The 16,862-nt window shown below is 67.5% G+C and carries 15 protein-coding genes; 7 read left to right on the top strand and 8 right to left on the bottom strand.

Annotated elements, in window-relative coordinates; all coding sequences use genetic code 11:
• On the bottom strand, nucleotides 1–1,761 hold the full coding sequence (ctaD, locus tag DIZ26_RS10530) for an aa3-type cytochrome oxidase subunit I (RefSeq protein ID WP_112239871.1): 1,761 nt from the start codon (nucleotides 1,759–1,761) through the stop codon (nucleotides 1–3).
• A gap of 292 nt (nucleotides 1,762–2,053) precedes the next feature.
• Between ctaD and snpA the strand changes: the two genes are divergently transcribed.
• Nucleotides 2,054–2,677, top strand: coding sequence for a snapalysin (gene snpA / locus DIZ26_RS10525; protein ID WP_112239869.1), 624 nt, complete (start codon nucleotides 2,054–2,056; stop codon nucleotides 2,675–2,677).
• 50 nt (nucleotides 2,678–2,727) lie between these two features.
• On the opposite strand, the gene DIZ26_RS10520 is transcribed toward snpA, so the two are convergent.
• Nucleotides 2,728–3,051: a hypothetical protein gene (locus DIZ26_RS10520; protein WP_157979671.1), complete on the bottom strand. Its 324-nt coding sequence runs from the start codon at nucleotides 3,049–3,051 to the stop codon at nucleotides 2,728–2,730.
• Nucleotides 3,052–3,170: 119 nt separating this feature from the next.
• Here DIZ26_RS10520 and DIZ26_RS10515 point away from each other — a divergent pair, with 119 nt between their 5' ends.
• Nucleotides 3,171–3,977: an alpha/beta fold hydrolase gene (locus DIZ26_RS10515; RefSeq protein WP_112239865.1), complete on the top strand. Its 807-nt coding sequence runs from the start codon at nucleotides 3,171–3,173 to the stop codon at nucleotides 3,975–3,977.
• 122 nt (nucleotides 3,978–4,099) lie between these two features.
• Here DIZ26_RS10515 and DIZ26_RS10510 read toward each other — a convergent pair whose 3' ends face one another.
• The gene (locus tag DIZ26_RS10510) at nucleotides 4,100–4,969 is read right to left on the bottom strand and encodes a helix-turn-helix domain-containing protein (RefSeq protein ID WP_232828246.1); all 870 of its coding nucleotides are present in this window, start codon (nucleotides 4,967–4,969) and stop codon (nucleotides 4,100–4,102) included.
• On the opposite strand from DIZ26_RS10510, the gene DIZ26_RS10505 reads away from it, so the two are divergent.
• The 3 genes from DIZ26_RS10505 to DIZ26_RS10495 all read left to right on the top strand — a co-directional run bounded on the left by DIZ26_RS10505 (nucleotide 4,926) and on the right by DIZ26_RS10495 (nucleotide 7,290).
• Nucleotides 4,926–5,927, top strand: a complete 1,002-nt coding sequence (locus DIZ26_RS10505) for an endonuclease/exonuclease/phosphatase family protein (protein ID WP_112239863.1) — start codon at nucleotides 4,926–4,928, stop codon at nucleotides 5,925–5,927. The genes DIZ26_RS10510 and DIZ26_RS10505 overlap by 44 nt on opposite strands.
• A complete protein-coding gene (locus DIZ26_RS10500) occupies nucleotides 5,924–6,733 on the top strand; it encodes an endonuclease/exonuclease/phosphatase family protein (RefSeq protein ID WP_112239861.1) in 810 nt (269 codons plus the stop codon). The genes DIZ26_RS10505 and DIZ26_RS10500 overlap by 4 nt, the downstream gene beginning before the upstream one ends.
• Nucleotides 6,734–6,936: 203 nt before the next feature.
• Nucleotides 6,937–7,290 (top strand): VOC family protein, encoded by a 354-nt coding sequence (locus tag DIZ26_RS10495; RefSeq protein ID WP_112239859.1) that lies wholly within the window; start codon nucleotides 6,937–6,939, stop codon nucleotides 7,288–7,290.
• A 708-nt stretch (nucleotides 7,291–7,998) separates the two neighbouring features.
• On the opposite strand, the gene DIZ26_RS10490 is transcribed toward DIZ26_RS10495, so the two are convergent.
• The 5 genes from DIZ26_RS10490 to DIZ26_RS10470 all read right to left on the bottom strand — a co-directional run bounded on the left by DIZ26_RS10490 (nucleotide 7,999) and on the right by DIZ26_RS10470 (nucleotide 14,489).
• Nucleotides 7,999–8,697, bottom strand: a complete 699-nt coding sequence (locus tag DIZ26_RS10490; protein ID WP_112239857.1) for a class I SAM-dependent methyltransferase — start codon at nucleotides 8,695–8,697, stop codon at nucleotides 7,999–8,001.
• Nucleotides 8,690–10,519: an ATP-dependent DNA ligase gene (locus DIZ26_RS10485; protein WP_332872722.1), complete on the bottom strand. Its 1,830-nt coding sequence runs from the start codon at nucleotides 10,517–10,519 to the stop codon at nucleotides 8,690–8,692. The genes DIZ26_RS10490 and DIZ26_RS10485 overlap by 8 nt, the downstream gene beginning before the upstream one ends.
• 60 nt (nucleotides 10,520–10,579) lie before the next feature.
• Nucleotides 10,580–11,548, bottom strand: a complete 969-nt coding sequence (locus DIZ26_RS10480; RefSeq protein ID WP_112239855.1) for a Dyp-type peroxidase — start codon at nucleotides 11,546–11,548, stop codon at nucleotides 10,580–10,582.
• A 185-nt stretch (nucleotides 11,549–11,733) separates the two neighbouring features.
• Nucleotides 11,734–13,167 (bottom strand): pyridoxal phosphate-dependent decarboxylase family protein, encoded by a 1,434-nt coding sequence (locus DIZ26_RS10475; RefSeq protein ID WP_112239853.1) that lies wholly within the window; start codon nucleotides 13,165–13,167, stop codon nucleotides 11,734–11,736.
• A complete protein-coding gene (locus DIZ26_RS10470; RefSeq protein ID WP_112240075.1) occupies nucleotides 13,164–14,489 on the bottom strand; it encodes an MFS transporter in 1,326 nt (441 codons plus the stop codon). Before DIZ26_RS10470 ends, DIZ26_RS10475 begins: the two co-directional genes overlap by 4 nt.
• Before the next feature lie 515 nt (nucleotides 14,490–15,004).
• Here DIZ26_RS10470 and DIZ26_RS10465 point away from each other — a divergent pair.
• On the top strand, nucleotides 15,005–15,877 hold the full coding sequence (locus DIZ26_RS10465; protein WP_112239851.1) for a CPBP family intramembrane glutamic endopeptidase: 873 nt from the start codon (nucleotides 15,005–15,007) through the stop codon (nucleotides 15,875–15,877).
• 16 nt (nucleotides 15,878–15,893) lie between these two features.
• Nucleotides 15,894–16,643: an HAD family hydrolase gene (locus DIZ26_RS10460; protein WP_232828245.1), complete on the top strand. Its 750-nt coding sequence runs from the start codon at nucleotides 15,894–15,896 to the stop codon at nucleotides 16,641–16,643.
• The last annotated feature ends 219 nt before the right edge of the window (nucleotides 16,644–16,862 follow it).

The raw sequence follows: 16,862 nt of genomic DNA, 5'->3' as shown, positions 1-16,862 counted from the left end.
TCAGGAGTTCTGGTCGTTTTCTTCGAGCAGGTCTGCGCGGCCCTGGTCCTCGCCGGCGTCGAGCAGGTTGTCGCGGGGCGCGCCGGAGTCGCCGTACTCCATCTTCGCGACGTCGGGGTGGTGCAGGTCGAAAGCCGGGCTCTCGGACCGGATCCGCGGCAACTGCAGGAAGTTGTGCCGCGGCGGCGGAGAAGACGTCGCCCACTCGAGCGAGCGACCCCAGCCCCACGGGTCGTCGACGCCGACCAGCGGCGCCTTCCGCGACTTGTAGACGTTGTAGAGGAACGGCAACGTGGAAAGGCCGAGAATGAAGGCGCCGACGCTGGACACGTCGTTCAAGGTGGTGAAGCCGTCGTCCGCGCCGTACGTCGCAATGCGCCGCGGCATCCCCTCGACGCCGAGCCAGTGCTGCACCAGGAACGTGGTGTGGAAGCCGATGAACAGCAGCCAGAAGTGCAGCTTGCCGAGCTTCTCGTCCAGCATCCGGCCGGTCATCTTCGGCCACCAGAAGTAGAAGCCCGCGAACATCGCGAACACCACCGTGCCGAACACGACGTAGTGGAAGTGCGCGACCACGAAGTACGAATCAGAGACCTGATAGTCGAGCGCGGGGGACGCGAGGATGACGCCGGTCAGACCGCCGAACAGGAAGGTGACGAGGAAGCCGACGGCCCACAGCATCGGCGTGTCGAAAGAGACCCGGCCGCCCCACATCGTGCCGATCCAGTTGAAGAACTTCACTCCCGTCGGGACCGCGATGAGGAATGTCATGAACGAGAAGAACGGAAGGTTCACCGCGCCGGTGACGAACATGTGGTGCGCCCAGACCGCGATGGACAACGCGCCGATGCCGAGTGTGGCGGCGATCAGGCCGACGTACCCGAAGATCGGCTTGCGGCTGAACACCGGCAGGATCTCGGTGATGATGCCGAAGAACGGCAGCGCGATGATGTAGACCTCGGGATGCCCGAAGAACCAGAACAAGTGTTGCCAGAGCAGGGCTCCGCCATTGGCCGCATCGAAGACGTGAGCGCCGAGCCGGCGATCGGCTTCGAGCATCAGTAGCGCGCCGGCGAGGATCGGGAACGCGATCAGCACGAGGATCGATGTCACGAGGATGTTCCAGCAGAAGATGGGCAGCCGGAACATCGTCATCCCGGGTGCCCGCATCGTGATGATTGTGGTGACGAAGTTGACGCCACCCAGGATCGTGCCCAGACCGGCCATCCACAGCCCCATCGTCCACAGGTCGCCGCCGATACCCGGCGACCGCTGGCCACTCGACAACGGCGCGTACGCCGTCCAGCCGAAGTCGGCCGCGCCGCCCGGGGTGAAGAACCCCGAAAGCGTGATGAGTCCGCCGAACAGGAACAGCCAATAGCTGAACATGTTGAGTCGCGGGAACGCGACGTCGGGGGCGCCGATCTGGACCGGCATGATCACGTTCGCGAAGCCGACGAACAGCGGCGTCGCGAACAGCAGCAGCATGATCGTGCCGTGCATGGTGAAGAGCTGGTTGTAGACCTCTTCGTTCACGATCTGCAGACCCGGCTTGGCCAGCTCGGCGCGGATCAGCAGCGCCATCACGCCACCGATCAGGAAGAAAGCGAACGAGGTGGCCAGGTAGAGGTGGCCGATCAGCTTGTGGTCGGTGGTGGTCAGCCACTTGGCCACGATCTCGCCCTTGCGGCGGCGCTGTCGCCTCGGCAGGAGTGCTTGCGGGACCTCATCCGCAGTACGCGGGCGGGTGGTGATCGCCATCATCTACTCCTTAAGCACCCGGTCGTCCCCCTGCACGGGAGCCACCTTCTTCCGCTATACCCGCTGAACAAGGCACCCGTCCAGTCGAAACCACCCGAAGCGTGACTTTCGTGCGTGGCTGGGATCGCGAAGGGGATCCGCTGCGGCGCCTGTGCGAGAAGGGGCGGCGCTGAAGGATTGCCCGCAGGTTTTCGCCGAAGTGGTGCGGAATATCGGGCCCGCTGCCAGCATCCCGGTAGCGAACAGTGACCGACTGATCGCTCTCCGCCCAGAGTGAGTAGTGAGGTTCCGTATGTCTTCACGCAGAATGCTGTCCATCGCCGTGTTCGCGGCGGTCGCCGTGGCCGTACCGGTCGCCGCCGCCGCGCCGAGCACCGCCGCACCGGCTCCCACGCCGTCCGTCTCCGGGTACGTCGGCAGCCCGCAGGAAGTGGCGAACAACAAGGCCTTCTACAACGCGGTGATGAAATCGGCCGAGGCCAAGCGGGCCAAACTCGGCAACAAGACCGCTGCGGTGACGGTCGTCTACAGCACCAGCCGCGCACCCAGCTTCCGTACCCAGATCGCCCGGTCTGCGCAGATCTGGAACAACGCCACCAACAACGTGACCCTGGCCGAAGGCAGCAACTACGACTTCTACTACCGGGAAGGAAACGACTCGCGCGGCTCCTTCGCCAGCACCGATGGCCACGGCAGCGGCTACATCTTCCTGGACTACCAGCAGAACCAGCAGTACAACTCCACCCGCGTAACCGCGCACGAGACCGGCCACGTTCTCGGCCTCCCGGACCACTACTCGGGCCCTTGCAGCGAACTGATGTCCGGCGGTGGCCCCGGCACGTCCTGCACCAACCCGTACCCCAACCGCACCGAGGCCTCCCGCGTCGACCAGCTGTGGGCGAACGGCCTCAACTGATCCCAGCGACTGCCGCCCTGACAGCCAGTCAGGGCGGCAGTCGCTTCTTGTCAGAAGACATAGAAGGCGGCGACCGTCATCGGCAGCACTCCGATGACGAGCCAGGGGGAGAGCAGCGAGCGTTGGTGGATCAGCAGTACGCCGGCTGTCGTGGCCAGGCCGACCACGCCGGACATGATCCAGAGGCCGACACCAGTGGAATGCTTCACCTGCTCCATGTGCGGGCTGTACGCCGCGAGCGCCAGCGCCGGAGAACCGCCGATATGGATCAGGATCACCGCGAATACCCAGCGCTGCACCGTCTCGATGGGCACTTTCCGGCGCCTGGACGGATCACTGCGCAGGAAGCGGCGTGGCGCTGGATTGGCGGACATGTCGCCGACTATCGCACCACTTCGACTTTGGGTTGGTTTGTTCTGACTCGAGCGATGAGTTTCGGCTGCGGTGGGAGTCCTACTCCCGACATCAGTCCGAACTGCTGAGGAGAACCTCGATGAACCACACCCTGACCGTCCCCGGCGCCGACCTGTACTACGAACTGCGCGGCAGCGGGCCGCTGGTCGCCCTGATCGGATCCCCGATGGGCGCCAGGTCCTTCGAACCGTTGGCGGACCTGATCGCGTCCGACTACACCGTGCTGACCACGGACCCGCGCGGGATCGACCGCAGTTCCCTGAGTGACCCGGACCAGGACTCGACGCCGGAACTTCGCGCCGAGGATCTGTCCGCTCTGTTGACAGAGGTCGACGCCGGCCCGGCGATCGTCTTCGGATCCAGCGGTGGCGCCATCACAGCACTCGCGTTCGCGCAGGCGTATCCGGACCAGGTGCGCGCCGTCATCGCGCACGAACCGCCGTTGTGTGAGCTGCTCGAGGACCGCGACGAACTGCGCGCCGGGACCGAGAAACTGATCGCGACCTATCTCGACGGCGACATCCTCGGCGCCTGGAGCCAGTTCATGGCGCAGGCGAACATCGACCTCCCGCCCGGCGTGCTGGAGATGATGTTCGGTCCCGACCGGCCCGCAAAGCAGTTGGCTGACGAGCGCCGCTGGTTCGAGCACGAACTCCGCTGGACCACCACCTGGCAGCCCGACCTGCCCGTACTACGTGCCGGTCACCCCCGCATCATCGCCGCCATCGGCGAAGCCTCCACCAATCAACTCTGCGACCGCACCACCCGAGCCCTCGCGACCGCCCTGAACATCGAGCCCACGCTCTTCCCCGGCGGCCACACCGCCTTCGCCGACAACCCCACCACGTTCACCCCCCACCTCCTGAAAGCCCTAGCCACCGCCTGACCACACCATCAGAGCCGACCCCGCCGCACCTACTGCGGCGGGGCGACTCATGGTCGTCCCGACGATCTCCGGCTTTTGGTGGTTGTCTGCCCCCCGCACTTGGTGGAGGTGTCGAGAACCAGCTACTGGAGTTGCTCGAGGATTGCCCTCAGTTGGCGCTCGGCTTCTTGAGGCCGCGGGCCGGCTACGGCGAGGGTGTCGAGGATGTGGGTGTACGTCTCGACGTCGTCGCGCTTGTCGAGGTACAGGGCGCTGGTGACGTGTTCGAGATAGACGATGTCGGGCAGATCGGCCTGCGGGAATCGCAGCACGCTGAACGCACCACCGGTGGCCGAGTGTCCGCTGGTGGCGGTCGGGATGATCTGCAAGGTGACATTCGGCCGGCGGATCGCCTCGAGCAAGGAGATCAACTGCTCCCGTAGTACTTCGACACCGCCGATCGGCCGCCACAGCACGGACTCCTCGATCACCGCCCAAAGCCGCAGCGGGGGATCCCGGTCGAGCACCGCCTGCCGCGACCGCCGTAATGCGACGATCCGGTCGACCTCTTCCTCGGAGCGCTCACCCGCGGGCGTCAGCCTGGCAACAGCCCTGGTGTACGCCGGTGTCTGCAGCAACCCGGGGACGAACTGGATCTCGTACGTCCTGATCAACTCGGCCGCCGCTTCGAGTCCGAGGTACGCATCGAACCAGTCCGGCGTGACGTCGCCGTAGCGATGCCACCAGCCGCGGTTGTTCGCGTCGCGGGCCAACTGCAGCAGCTTCTCGCGCTCCGACGGGTCGGCAACCTGGTAGAGCTCGAGCAGATCGGCGACGTCGCGCTCCTTGAATCCGACGCGGCCGAGTTCCATCCGGCTGATCTTCGACTCCGACGCCCGGATCGCCCACCCGGCATCGGATCGCGTCACCCCGGCCTGCTCACGTAACCGCCTGAGCTGCGCACCCAACATGATCCGCAACGCCGTCGGCCCCGCCTCACTACGCCCCGCCATTCTCCAATGCTACATCATTTTCGAACACCTGTTCCCATGGAGATCACATTGCGTGCGCTCGCTGGACGGTCCGACCGTGGCATTCCCGGAAGAGTGGGTATCGGTTGGCATGGGCACCAACCACACCGTGCGGATCGCCACGCTCAACATGTTCGGCCTCCGGGAGAACTGGCCTGCCCGGCGCGACCTGATCGCCGAGGGCTTCGCCGATTTCAGCCCGGACCTCGTGGCTTTGCAGGAGGTCGTGACCAACGACTCGGTGGACCAGGCGCACGACGTACTCGGCGACGGCTATCAGTTCGTACATCACACCGAACGCGAGGCCGACGGACAGGGCATCTCCATCGCATCCCGCTGGCCCGTCACGGCCGTCCACGAAGTCGATCTCCACTTGGGCCCTCGACCCGCCGCCTTCGCGTGCTCAGCACTCCTGACCGAGATCGAGGCGCCTGACCCGGTCGGTCGGATGCTGTTCGTCAACCACCTGCCCGACTGGCAACTCACCCACGAGGCCGAGAGAGAACGGCAGACCGTCACAGTGGCCCGCGTGATCGAAGACCTGGTAGGCGCTGGTCGCCTGCATGTGATCGTCGCCGGTGACCTCGACGCCACACCGGATGCCGCCAGCATCCGATTCTGGACCGGAAAGCAGTCTCTGGACGGGTTCAGCGTCTGCTACCGAGATGCGTGGGCGGCGACCAACGCGCACGAACCCGGCCACACCTTCACCCCGGAGAACACGCTCACCACGACCGCCGAAGTGGGGGACTGGGAGCTCGAACTCGGTCGGCGCATCGACTACATCTTCGTACGCTGCTCGGACCACGGCCCCACGCTCCAGGTCGAGCGTTGCCGACGACTGTTCGACCAGTCACGAGGCGGGACGTGGCCGAGCGACCACTTCGGTGTCGGAGCCGAATTAGCGGCAGTGACACCCAGCGGGAGGCCAGTCCCATGAGCACTCTGACCCTTGCCACGCTCAACGTCTGGGGCGTCCGCGGCGACTGGCCAACTCGGCGTGACGTCCTGGCTCGCGAGTTCGCCGAGCTGGCCCCCGACCTGATCACCTTGCAGGAGACCATCGTCACCGCCGACTACGACCAGACGCAGGAGTTCCTCGATCCGGCGTACTACGTGGTCCATCAAGCCGCACGCGAACCGGACGGCCAGGGGATCACCACAGCGAGCCGCTGGCCGATCGGCCGGATCGAGGAGATCGACCTCCACCTGACCACCCGTACGACGGACTTCGCCTGCACCGCCCTGATCACCGAGATCCTCGCGCCGGAACCGATCGGCCGGATCTGGCTGGCGAACCACTTCCCCGACTGGCAGCTCGACCACGAACAAGAACGACGCCTCCAAGCGGCCGCCACCGCGCAGATGCTCGAGGATCTGGCGACGCACGAGCCGGGACACATCCTGGTTGCGGGCGATTTCGATGCGGAAGCGGACGCGGACAGCATGCGGTTCTGGACCGGCAAACACGTCGTCAACGACTTGAGCGTCTGCTACCGCGACGCATGGGCCAGCGCCAACCCCACCGAACGGGGCCACACCTTCGTCCCCGACAACCCCCACAGCAACGACTGGGACTGGCCCTACCGCCGCATCGACTACATCCTGATCCGCTGCGCCCTCCACGGCGGCCCAACCCTCGCAGTCACGGCCTGCCACCGCATCTTCGACCACCCCCACAACATCATCAGCGACCACTACGGCCTGCTAGCGGAACTCACCCTCCCACCAACACCCAGCGCATAGGAGCCCCAGCACCACGCCCACCCACCAGCCTGCAGTCCTTGCGCCCACCTAGCACCGCCCCATCCACCACCCCGTGTGCTCCGCCCAGCAACGCGCTCATCTACCGCCGCGTGTGCAGCTCCGCCACCCCGACCTAGCCGTGGGGTTGATCCGATTCTCTCCACGCCGAGCGCGGTCCGTCGCCGTACTGGCAGGATGTCGGCATGGAACGTGTGCAAGGTATCGGCGGCTACTTCCTACGATCCGCCGACCCGGCCGCCCTCACCGCTTGGTACCGCGACTGCCTCGGCCTCGACACCGACGAGAACGGCCTGTGGGAGCAAGCATCCGGCCCGACGGTCTTCGCGACCTTCGAATCCGACACCGAGTACTTCGGATCACGCACCCAGCGGACCATGCTCAACTTCCGCGTCCGTGACCTCGACGCGATGCTCGCCCAACTCCGCGCCAACGGAGCCGACATCGCCGGCGACCCCCAAGACCTCGAAGGCGTCGGCCGCTTCGCCTGGGTCACCGACCCCGAAGGCAACCGCATAGAACTCTGGCAACCCGCCTAACCCCGCTCGCACCACGAACGGCCCCGAAGCTGCCTCAGACGCCCCGGGTGGCGTCGCCCCGATGCCGAGCACTCGAGGCCCCGAACCTAAGCCGGGCAGTTCGCCCCACGCGCCCACAGCATGAGGCGAGACCGTGCACCTCGCGCGTGACTGACAAGCCTGCCCCGACCGACGACGACGTGCTCGGCGGCTTGGCACCCGAGCAGGTGCGCCTCCGCTTGGCGCCTTCACCGACCGTCCTGCTGCACGCTCGAGCAAATGGGCGAGGTCGTCGGCCCCGGGCATGAGCTGAAGGCCGGCGGCTCGCGGGCTCGAGGTGATTGGCGGGGTGGCGGCCGCGGGGGTTTGGTGATGGGCGGCGGGTCGTGGGCTGGAGGTGTTCGGCGGGGTGGCGGCCGCGGGGGTTTGGTGATGGGCGGCGGGTCGTGGGCTGGAGGTGTTCGGCGGGGTCGCGGGCTCGGGGGTTTGGTGATGGGCGGCGGGTCGTGGGCTGGAGGTGTTCGGCGGGGTCGCGGGCTCGGGGGTTTGGTGATGGGCGGCGGGTCGTGGGCTGGAGGTGTTCGGCGGGGTCGCGGGGCCGGGCGTTTGGTGAAGGGCGGGGGCTCGCGGGTGAGGGGAGGAGGTCGCGCGCGCCTCGTGTGCCTCGCGTGGGGGTGAGGTGGGTTGGCGGGTATTTCTAGACGTCGCGTGGGGAGTCGCGTCGGTGGGTTAGTCGCGAAGGTATTCGGCTCGCCAGCGGAGGTTGGTGGGGGCGGTGGGGCTGGGTTGTTTGTCGAGGTCGATGAGGCGGACGTCGCCGGTGGCGAAGGCGTCGATGGCGGCTCGGGTGAGAGGCCAGGGTGGGCCCTCGACCTTGTCGTCCGGGATCTCTTCGCCGTCGACCTCGTCGCGGGCGGCAGCGATCACGACGAGCGTGCCGCCGACGCGGACCTGAGCGGTGACCTGCTTGATGGCGTCCGCCTGCAGCTCGATCGGTAGCGCTTGCACGGTGTAAATCTCGACGACGAGGTCAAAAGCCCCTTGCCATTCAGCCGGTGGATGGAGCAGATCGGCGACCATGTAATCGACCTTCGTCGCCGGGTGTGCCTCTCGCGCGGCTTCGACCGCAGACGGTGAGATGTCGAACGCGATCGTGTCGTAGCCAAGGTCGGCCACGAGCTCAGCATCCCAGCCAGTCCCCGCGCCGACGACGAGCGCTCGTCTGCCTTCCCCCTGCGGATCCGCCGTCTCGACCCACTCGGTGAGCATCGCGTGCGCACCACCGCGATCCCACGGCACGACCGCCCGACCCTCGCCGGCCGCGGCGTACAACTTCTCGAACCACCCGGTCGGATCGTTCGCAGCCAGCGATTCCGCCGCCAGCCGCCGCGAAGCAAGATCAGGGTCCGGAATCTGCTCGTCAGTCATGCCCGCGATTCTTCCCCTCGCCGGTTCCTCGCGCCGAACGACCACCCTCGCCCGTCGAGCCGTCGCCGGTTCCTTGCGCCGAGCGACCACCCTCGCCCGTCGAGCCGTCGCCGGTTCCTTGTGCGGAACGTCCGCCCTCGGCCGAGCCGTCGCCGGTTCCTTGCGCCGAACGACCGTCCTCGCCCGCCGGACGACCGTCCTCGCCGGCCGGTCGCTGGGTCTCGTCTGGCAGGCCAGCATGCGGTCGAGGAGCGGCGACGGCAGGCGGTGAATCGACGTCTTCGGGCTGTTGGCTGTCAGCGGGCTGGTGAATGGCACGGACAGCCTGGACTGTGTCCGCCTGGTCGGGGGTCTTGTCTTCGCGGTAGCGGACCACTCGGGCGAATCGGAGTGCCATTCCGCCCGGATAACGCGTCGACGTTTGTACTCCGTCGAATGCGATCTCGGCGACCACCTCGGGGCGTAGATAGACCGTGTAATCGTCCCGGCGTACCTCGAGTTGCTGGAACTTCTCCGTCTGCCAGCGCAGCAGCTCGTCGGTCAGCCCCTTGAACGTCTTGCCGAGCATCACGAACTCGCCGGTCACCTCGTCCCGCGCACCGAGGTGGAGATTGGACAGCCAGCCTGTACGACGCCCGTGTCCCCACTCTGCGGCGAGCACGACGAGGTCGAGCGTGTGCGTCTGTTTGACCTTGACCCATCCCGACCCACGCCGGCCCGCTTCGTACGGCACCGACAGCGACTTGACCATCACGCCCTCGTGCCCGCGCTTCACCGCATCGGTGAAGAACGCCTCGCCGGCGTCCGCGTTGTCGGTGACGAGCCGCGGGATCCGCCGCTCCTCGGGAATCACTTTGGTCAGCCACTCATGCCGCTCGGTGCTGTCGAGGCCGAGCAGATCGTTGCCGTCCAAATGCAGGATGTCGAAGAAGTACGGCGTCAAGGGAACCGTCTCCGGCCCGGTCGCGGCGCGTGTCGCAGTACGGGAACCGGTGACCTGGAAGGCTTCCGGGCGGCCGTCGGCGCGGAGCGCGATCAGTTCGCCGTCGAGAACGATCTTGTCGACCTTCAACTCGAGGACGGCCGTGACGACCTCCGGCACGCGGCCGGTGATGTCGTCGAGCGTGCGCGTGTAGACGATGACCTCGTCGCCGTTACGGTGCACCTGGATGCGGATGCCGTCGAGCTTCCACTCGATCGCCGCCGGGCTGCCGGTCTTGTCCATCGCCTCGGCGATGCTGGTGGCGGACTGGGCGAGCATCGGCTGCACCCCGCGCCCGACCTCCAGCTTGAACTGGTCGAGCCCGGCTTCACCCTCGGTCAGCACCGCGACCGCAACCGGCGCGGCGGAACCACGCAACATGGTCGCCGCCCGGATCTTCGCCAGTGGAACTCCGGTCGCCTTGCCGACCGCATCGGCCATCACGCCGTCGAGCGCGCCTTGGCGCAGCTCCCCACCGACCAGCAGCCGGAGGAAATTCTGCTCGTCGGCCGTCGCCCGCTCGAACAATGCGTCAACCGCGGCCCGCCGCTTCGCCTGTGACCCCGCCCCGGCGATCTCGGCCAGCTCGGCGAACGCCTGGTCAACCTCCTCGACCGTGAGCGTGGGCGTCTCCGCAGGCGCCGGCGCGTCCATCAGTGTCCGCCAGCCGACGCCCGTACGCCGTTGGCGCAGCTCGCCGGACAGGTACGTGACGACAATCGCCGTCTCCTCCGGGTCGGTGGCGCTGACCAGCAGGGTCGCGATCAGATCCGCCTTGGCCCGGCGGGACCGGGTCTTGGTCAAGGCGGTGGAGGTGGCGACCACATCGGCTAACAACATGGTCCCAGTCTCACTCACGGCACCGACAATTTCCGGTCATTCGCGATCGGCGTACCGCGGTCAGGGCGCCGGTGGGAGGTCGTCCAGGAAGTCGGCGGTCGGGGTGAAGAACAGCGTGCCGGTGGTCGCGGTGGAGAAGTCGAGGATGCGGTCGTAGTTGCCCTCCGGCTCGCCCAGGAACATCCGCCGCAGCATCAGTTCGGTGACGCCGGGGTCCTTCGCGTAGCCGATGAAGTACGTGCCGAACTCCTCGGAACCGATCGAGCCGAACGGCATGTTGTCGCGCAGGATCTGCAGTTCGTTGCCGTCCTCGTCCTCGATCACGTTCAGCGCGATGTGTGCGTTCGACGGCTTGACGTCGTCGGTCAGCTCGATGTCCTCCAGCTTGGTGCGGCCGATGACGTGCTCCTGCTGCTCGACCGTCAACGCGTCCCAGGCCTTCATGTCGTGCAGGTACTTCTGCACGATCACGTAGCTGCCGCCGGCGTACTGCGGATCCTCGGACCCGATGAGCACGGCGTCCTCCGCCTCGGGGCCGGCCGGGTTCTCGGTGCCGTCGACGAAGCCGAGCAGATCGCGCATCTCGAAGTACTTGAAGCCGTGCACCTCGTCGATCACCGTCGCGGCGCCGTCGAGTTCCTTCATCACCTGGCGGGCGAGCTCGAAGCACAGGTCGAGCTGGCCGGCCCGGATGTGGAACAGCAGATCGCCCGGCGTCGAGACCGCCCGGTGCTTACCGCCGTTCAGCTCCACGAACGGGTGCAGCTTGGCCGGGCGCGGAGCGTCGAACAGCCGGTCCCACGCGTCCGAGCCGATACTCGTCACGCAGGACAGCCCGCCGTCCGGCACGCGGAAACCGATGCCGCGGGTCAGCCCGGTGATCCGCTCGAGCAGTGCCCGGGTGGTCTCCTCGCCGCCGGGCTCGATCCGGACCACGAGGAAGATCGCGGCCCCGGTCAGCGGCATCAGCACGGACTGTGGCAACGCGCGCGTCGACGCGGCCGGACCTGCGGTCGGATCGGTCACCATTCGGCATTCTCCTTCGCACTCATTCACAAACGGGCACTTCGCCGCCCAACGCACTCGCGCCAGCATGCAACAGCCGTCACCGGATAGCTCAGCTGGGTCGGATCGGGCGGATTCGCGTCAGTCGGGTGGGGGCGGTTGAGGTGGGTCGGGTCGGGTCGGTTCGCGGTTGTTGGGTGGGGAGCGGTTCAGGTGGGGCGCATCAGGCGGTCGAGGAAGGCGATCAGCAGGGCCTCTCTTAGTCGGGGTGGGGCGACGTTGAGCAGGGCGTTTACCGGGGCCATCCGATCCGGGAGCGCGCCGGTGTCCCCGAGTCCGGCCAGCGCCAGCAATCCGTCGAACGCGGCATCGTCCAACGTCGCCGGATCGAGTCCACCCGCCGCAGCGGCCAACTCCGGAGCAACCTGCACCGGCCCGGCCTCCTGCGCCTTCTGTACTGCGGTGTGCAGCGCCGCGACCAGCTCGTCCACCCGATCGGCGGTCGCCGCGCTCACGCTCAGGTGCAGGGACGGCGGTTGATCGCGGAAGCTCAGTTGCGGCTGCACGAACCACCCCAGCGCCGCCATCTCGTCGGCAATCGTGAACACGTCGGCCCGCTCGTCGCTGCGCAAAGCCACCAACGTGGTGGCCGGCCGCGCCAGCACGGTCACCCCGTCCACCTCGCCGGCCAGCTCGGCGAGCCGCACCGCGCCGTCGTACGCCGTCCGCGCGAGTCGTTGATACCCGGCGTCGCCGATGTGCTGCACGACAGCCCATGCCGCTGCCAGCGGAGCACCGGACTTCGTGGACTGCGTGGTCGAGTTGAGCATCGTGTACCCAGGCCAGTCGGCGTGAGCGAAGAACTGCGCCCGCCGCAACTCAGCCGATCGATGCAGCAGGATCGACGCGCCCTTCGGTGTGTACGCGTACTTGTGCAGGTCCACCGAAATACTCGTCACCCCCGGTACTGCGAAGTCGAACTCGGGCACCTGGATTCCGTCGGCCCGCAGATACGGGAGCACCCAGCCGCCGATGCACGCGTCCACATGGCAACGGATTCCCCGCTCCGCCGCCAGCGCTGCGATCTCGGGCACCGGATCGACCACGCCGTGCGCGTACGACGGAGCGCTGGTCACGACGAGCACGGTGCTGTCGTCGCAGGCCGCCGCGATCGCCTCGGGACGCGCCTTGAACGTCACTGGATCCACCTCGACAACCACCGGCCGCACCCCGAAGTAGTGCGCCGCCTTGAAGAACGCCGCATGAGCCGTAGCCGGCAACACCATGCTGGGCGACCCGGTGTCGGATGACGGGGTACATCGGCCGTTTCGGGCTGCGTCTCGGGCTGTTTGGACGGCGAGGAGGATCGACTCGGTGCCGCCTGAGGTCACCGTGCCGACTGCATCCGGTCCACCTTGGAGCAGGCGAGCCGCCCAGCCGACGAGGTCATTCTCCAGGGTGCGCAAACTCGGGAACACTGTGGGATCCAGGCCGTTCGTCGCGCCGTACAAGGCGAGCGCCTGTCGCCCGATCTCGTCCGCTTCGGCGAGGCCCGAGTCGTAGACATAGGCGAGCGTGCTGCCGCCGTGCGTCGGCAGATCGCCTTCCTGCAAAGCCCTCAACCGCGCCAGGACGTCACTCATCGAGCCTCCAGTACTTCGTCCGCCGTCAACCTGTACCGCTGCAAGGTGAAGAAGCTGACCACCGTCAACGCCACCGGGACCACGGACATCCCGGCAACAATCGCGGTGATGGCCGACTCGGGCTGAACGGCATCCCGCCCGGTCGAGGACACGTAGCCGCCCGCGGCCAGCACCAACGCATACAGCCCTGGCCCCAACGCGAGTCCGAGAGTTTCGCCGGCCGTCCAGATTCCGGTGAACACGCCGGCTCGGCGTACGCCGCTGCGTGCTGCGTCGACCGCCGCCACATCCGGCAGCATCGCCAGCGGGAAGACCTGTACGCCCGTGAACCCGATCCCGACCACAGCGGTCGCGAGGTAGACGCACCAGGTGGGCACGTGCTCGGCCGGTAGCAACGCCAGCGCGCCAAGGGCGAGCACGGCCGAAGCCGCTTGGAAACCGGCCTTCTTGCCGAACTTGTTGCCCACGGCAAGCCAAGCCGGGCTGACCACCAGCGCGGGACCGACCACACAGGCGAAGGCGATCGATGCGGCGCCGGGATCTCGCAGGACGTAGCGCGCGAGGTAGTCGATGCCCGCGAGCATCGAGCCGATGGCCAGCGCCTGCAGCATCAAGGTGAGCAGCAACCACCTGAAGTTGGCGGCCTGCGCTACGACCCGGAGCTGCTCGCGCAGCGTCCCGGTGGCCTCGCCCGGCCGACCGACGGGCGCGCGCCGCGTTCCGTAGTACGCGCCGACTGTGCCGATCGTGAGCAACAGCGCGACGACCAGACCCATCACCCGGTACCCGTCGCGGCCGCCGACCGCATCGCGGATCGCGGGCGAACTGCCGCCGCTGATCAGGATCGCGATGGTCAGCACGGCGACCCGCCACGACATCAGGCTGGTGCGCTCGCGATAGTCGTCGGTGATCTCGGCGGGCATCGCGATGTACGGAACCTGGAAGAACGCGTACGCCGTCGCGCAGCCGAGGAACGCCAGCAGCACCCAAGCCGCGTCGAACAGTTGCGAATCGAGATCCGGTACTGCGAAGAGCAGCGCGAAGCACACCGCGAGGGACAGACCTCCGCGGAGCAGGAAGGGTCGACGAGGGCCGAGAGGGGAGTGATGCCGGTCGCTGATCCTGCCTGCGACCGGATTGAGCACCACATCAAGGGCCTTGGGCAACAACACGATCGCGCCGGCCACCGCGGCCGCGATGCCGAGGGTGTCGGTGAGATAGGGGAGCAGCAGCAGGCCCGGCACCGTGGCGAACGAGCCGGTCGCGACGGAGCCCAGGGCATAGCCGATCCGGACGGAACGCGGCAGCGGCTGATCGGACATGGCGGAAGCATGCCAGCAGAAGGCCACCTCGCGCAGAACGTTGTCCACAGGTGCTTGGGCCGATCTCATAGAGTCACGCCATGGACGCCCACCAAGGCCCGCCACCCCCGCCCGACCAGCCCGCCGCTGGCTCCCCACCCGATCCGCCAGATGCGCCGGGGGAGCGAGCGCCGGGGTTCTGGTCGCCTGAGCAACCAGCGCCGTGGGGTAGCCCACCGCAGCAGCCTCCGGCCGGGTATCCGACGAATCCGCAGCAGCCCAGCCCCTACCAGCACCCGGCCGCACCACCTTGGCCACAACAGAACCCATCGCAGTACGACCAATACCCCGTGCAACCGCAGTACGGCCCTGCGCCTGGGCAACCGGGGTACGGGCCACCGCAGTACGGGCCACCGCAGTACGGGCAGGTGGGGTTTGGGCTGCGGGTGCCTGCGGAGCCTCGGATTGTGGCCGCCCCGGCGGGGGAGCCGTTTCATCGGTTGGCGCGGAATGCGAAGTTCAGGTGGTGGCGGCCGGTGGCTGGTACTGCGCTGCTGGTTGTCATCGCGTTGTTCCTCACCGTCGCCGTGCTCATCGCCTGGGAGGTCGTGCACCGCGTCGTGGCGGGCGACTTCACTGTGCCCGAAGGCAACACGCTGTTCCCGAACACGACCGAGGATCTCGCCGCCCAGTTGGTGATGCTCGGCATCCTCACGCCCGCTGTCCTGCTGGTCGTGTGGGTGGTCCAGCGCCGCCCTGCCTGGAGCGTCGCCTCTGTGCAGAACAGGCTGAGGTTGCGCTGGCTCGCGCTCTGCTGCCTTCCTGCGCTCGGCTACCTCGCCCTGTCGTACGTGCTCAGCCTGGTAACCGACGCGATCTTCCCGAGCGCCGATACCGACACCTCGGACTCCGGTTCCTGGGTCGGGTTGAGCGCGTTCCTCGTGTCGGCTGTGTTGATCCTGCTGCTGGTGCCGTTCCAGTCCGCGGCTGAGGAGTTCCTGTTCCGCGGCTGGCTGGTACAGGCGGTGGGGTCCTATGGGCCTGCCGGCGACAGCGCGGTGAAGCGGATTCTGCGGTCACCCTGGCCGGCGCTGGTGATCAGCAGTGCGGCGTTCGTCTCCGCGCACGGGTACACCGGATGGGCGATGGCCGACATCTTCCTGTTCGCGATGACGGCGGGCTGGCTGGCGATCCGGACCGGTGGGCTGGAGGCGGGGATCGCGTTGCACACGATGAACAACCTGTTCGCGTTTTTGTTGCCTGCGGCAATGGGTCAGCTCGACGGCTGGTCGAACCAGGGCGGCGCCCCGTGGACGTTGCTGGTCAGCGACATCCCATCGCTGGTGTTCTACGCGTACGCCGTGCTGTGGCTGGCCAAACGGCGCAAGATCGCCACGGTGAGCGGATAACCGGAGGAGATTGTCGGTGCGATCTGGCAATCTGTGCGCCGTGACGAACGTGATCAATGAACCGATTGAGGCCGTGCTGTTCGACTGGGGCGGGACGCTGGCGACCTGGCACGACATCGACCTGCACGCGGTATGGCGGAACGTGGCGAGCCTGATCGACGAGGCGCGGGCCGAGGAGCTGGCCAAGCGGCTTGTCGAGGCCGAGGGATCGATCTGGCGCCGGTCCCGCGACGAGCACCTGAGCAGCACGCTGGAAGAGGTCTGTCTGCTGGCCGAGGTGGCGATGACGCCGGCCGCGCTCGAAGAGTACGAGCGTCAGTGGCAGCCGCACACCGAGTTGGAGCCCGACGCGATCGAGACGCTGCAGGAGTTGCGGACGCGCGGGCTGAAGGTCGGGGTGCTGTCGAACACGATCTGGTCCCGGCAGCGACACGAGGAGATCTTCGCGCGCGACGGCGTTCTCGACTTGATCGACGGCGCGGTCTACACCAGCGAGGTGCCGTGGACGAAGCCGCACCCGGAGGCGTTCCTGGCGGCGATGCAGGCGGTCGGGATGAGCGAGCCGGCCCGGTGTCTGTTCGTCGGCGACAGGCTGTTCGACGACGTGTGGGGTGCACAGAACGTCGGTATGCGAGCAGCCCACATCCCGCACAGCGCCATCCCCACCGAGCAGATCGGCCACACCGAAGGCGTCCCCGACGCCACCGTCCACCGCCTCTCCGAACTCCCCCCACTGATCGACACCTGGAACAAGCCAACCGCCTGACGCCGGCCAGTGGCTGAGAGATGAGGGAAGGCGAGAAGCTGACCGCCGGATGAGCCAGCGGGCGGCGAGAGGAGCGGCGGAGCCGCCGGGCAGAAGCCGGAGCGGCGGGGAGGGACGGCGAGAAGCTGACCGCCGGATGAGCCAGTGGGCGGCGAGGGGAGCGGCGGAGCCGCCGCCGGGCAGAAGCCGGAGCGGCGGGGAGGGACGGCGAGAAGCTGG

Origin of the sequence: Kribbella monticola (assembly GCF_003261635.1) — a bacterium.
Classification (GTDB): domain Bacteria; phylum Actinomycetota; class Actinomycetes; order Propionibacteriales; family Kribbellaceae; genus Kribbella; species Kribbella monticola.
The sequence above is the reverse complement of the archived record's forward strand: the minus strand, read 5'-3'. Positions and strand labels throughout refer to the sequence as shown.

Bases quoted from the DNA above. Each gene is read 5' to 3' on its own strand.
- ctaD (WP_112239871.1), bottom strand. From the start codon at position 1,761: ATGGCGATCACCACCCGCCCGCGTACTGCGGATGAGGTCCCGCAAGCA.
- snpA (WP_112239869.1), top strand. From the start codon at position 2,054: ATGTCTTCACGCAGAATGCTGTCCATCGCCGTGTTCGCGGCGGTCGCC.
- DIZ26_RS10520 (WP_157979671.1), bottom strand. From the start codon at position 3,051: ATGTCCGCCAATCCAGCGCCACGCCGCTTCCTGCGCAGTGATCCGTCC.
- DIZ26_RS10515 (WP_112239865.1), top strand. From the start codon at position 3,171: ATGAACCACACCCTGACCGTCCCCGGCGCCGACCTGTACTACGAACTG.
- DIZ26_RS10505 (WP_112239863.1), top strand. From the start codon at position 4,926: ATGATCCGCAACGCCGTCGGCCCCGCCTCACTACGCCCCGCCATTCTC.
- DIZ26_RS10510 (WP_232828246.1), bottom strand. From the start codon at position 4,969: ATGGCGGGGCGTAGTGAGGCGGGGCCGACGGCGTTGCGGATCATGTTG.
- DIZ26_RS10500 (WP_112239861.1), top strand. From the start codon at position 5,924: ATGAGCACTCTGACCCTTGCCACGCTCAACGTCTGGGGCGTCCGCGGC.
- DIZ26_RS10495 (WP_112239859.1), top strand. From the start codon at position 6,937: ATGGAACGTGTGCAAGGTATCGGCGGCTACTTCCTACGATCCGCCGAC.
- DIZ26_RS10490 (WP_112239857.1), bottom strand. From the start codon at position 8,697: ATGACTGACGAGCAGATTCCGGACCCTGATCTTGCTTCGCGGCGGCTG.
- DIZ26_RS10485 (WP_332872722.1), bottom strand. From the start codon at position 10,519: ATGTTGTTAGCCGATGTGGTCGCCACCTCCACCGCCTTGACCAAGACC.
- DIZ26_RS10480 (WP_112239855.1), bottom strand. From the start codon at position 11,548: ATGGTGACCGATCCGACCGCAGGTCCGGCCGCGTCGACGCGCGCGTTG.
- DIZ26_RS10475 (WP_112239853.1), bottom strand. From the start codon at position 13,167: ATGAGTGACGTCCTGGCGCGGTTGAGGGCTTTGCAGGAAGGCGATCTG.
- DIZ26_RS10470 (WP_112240075.1), bottom strand. From the start codon at position 14,489: ATGTCCGATCAGCCGCTGCCGCGTTCCGTCCGGATCGGCTATGCCCTG.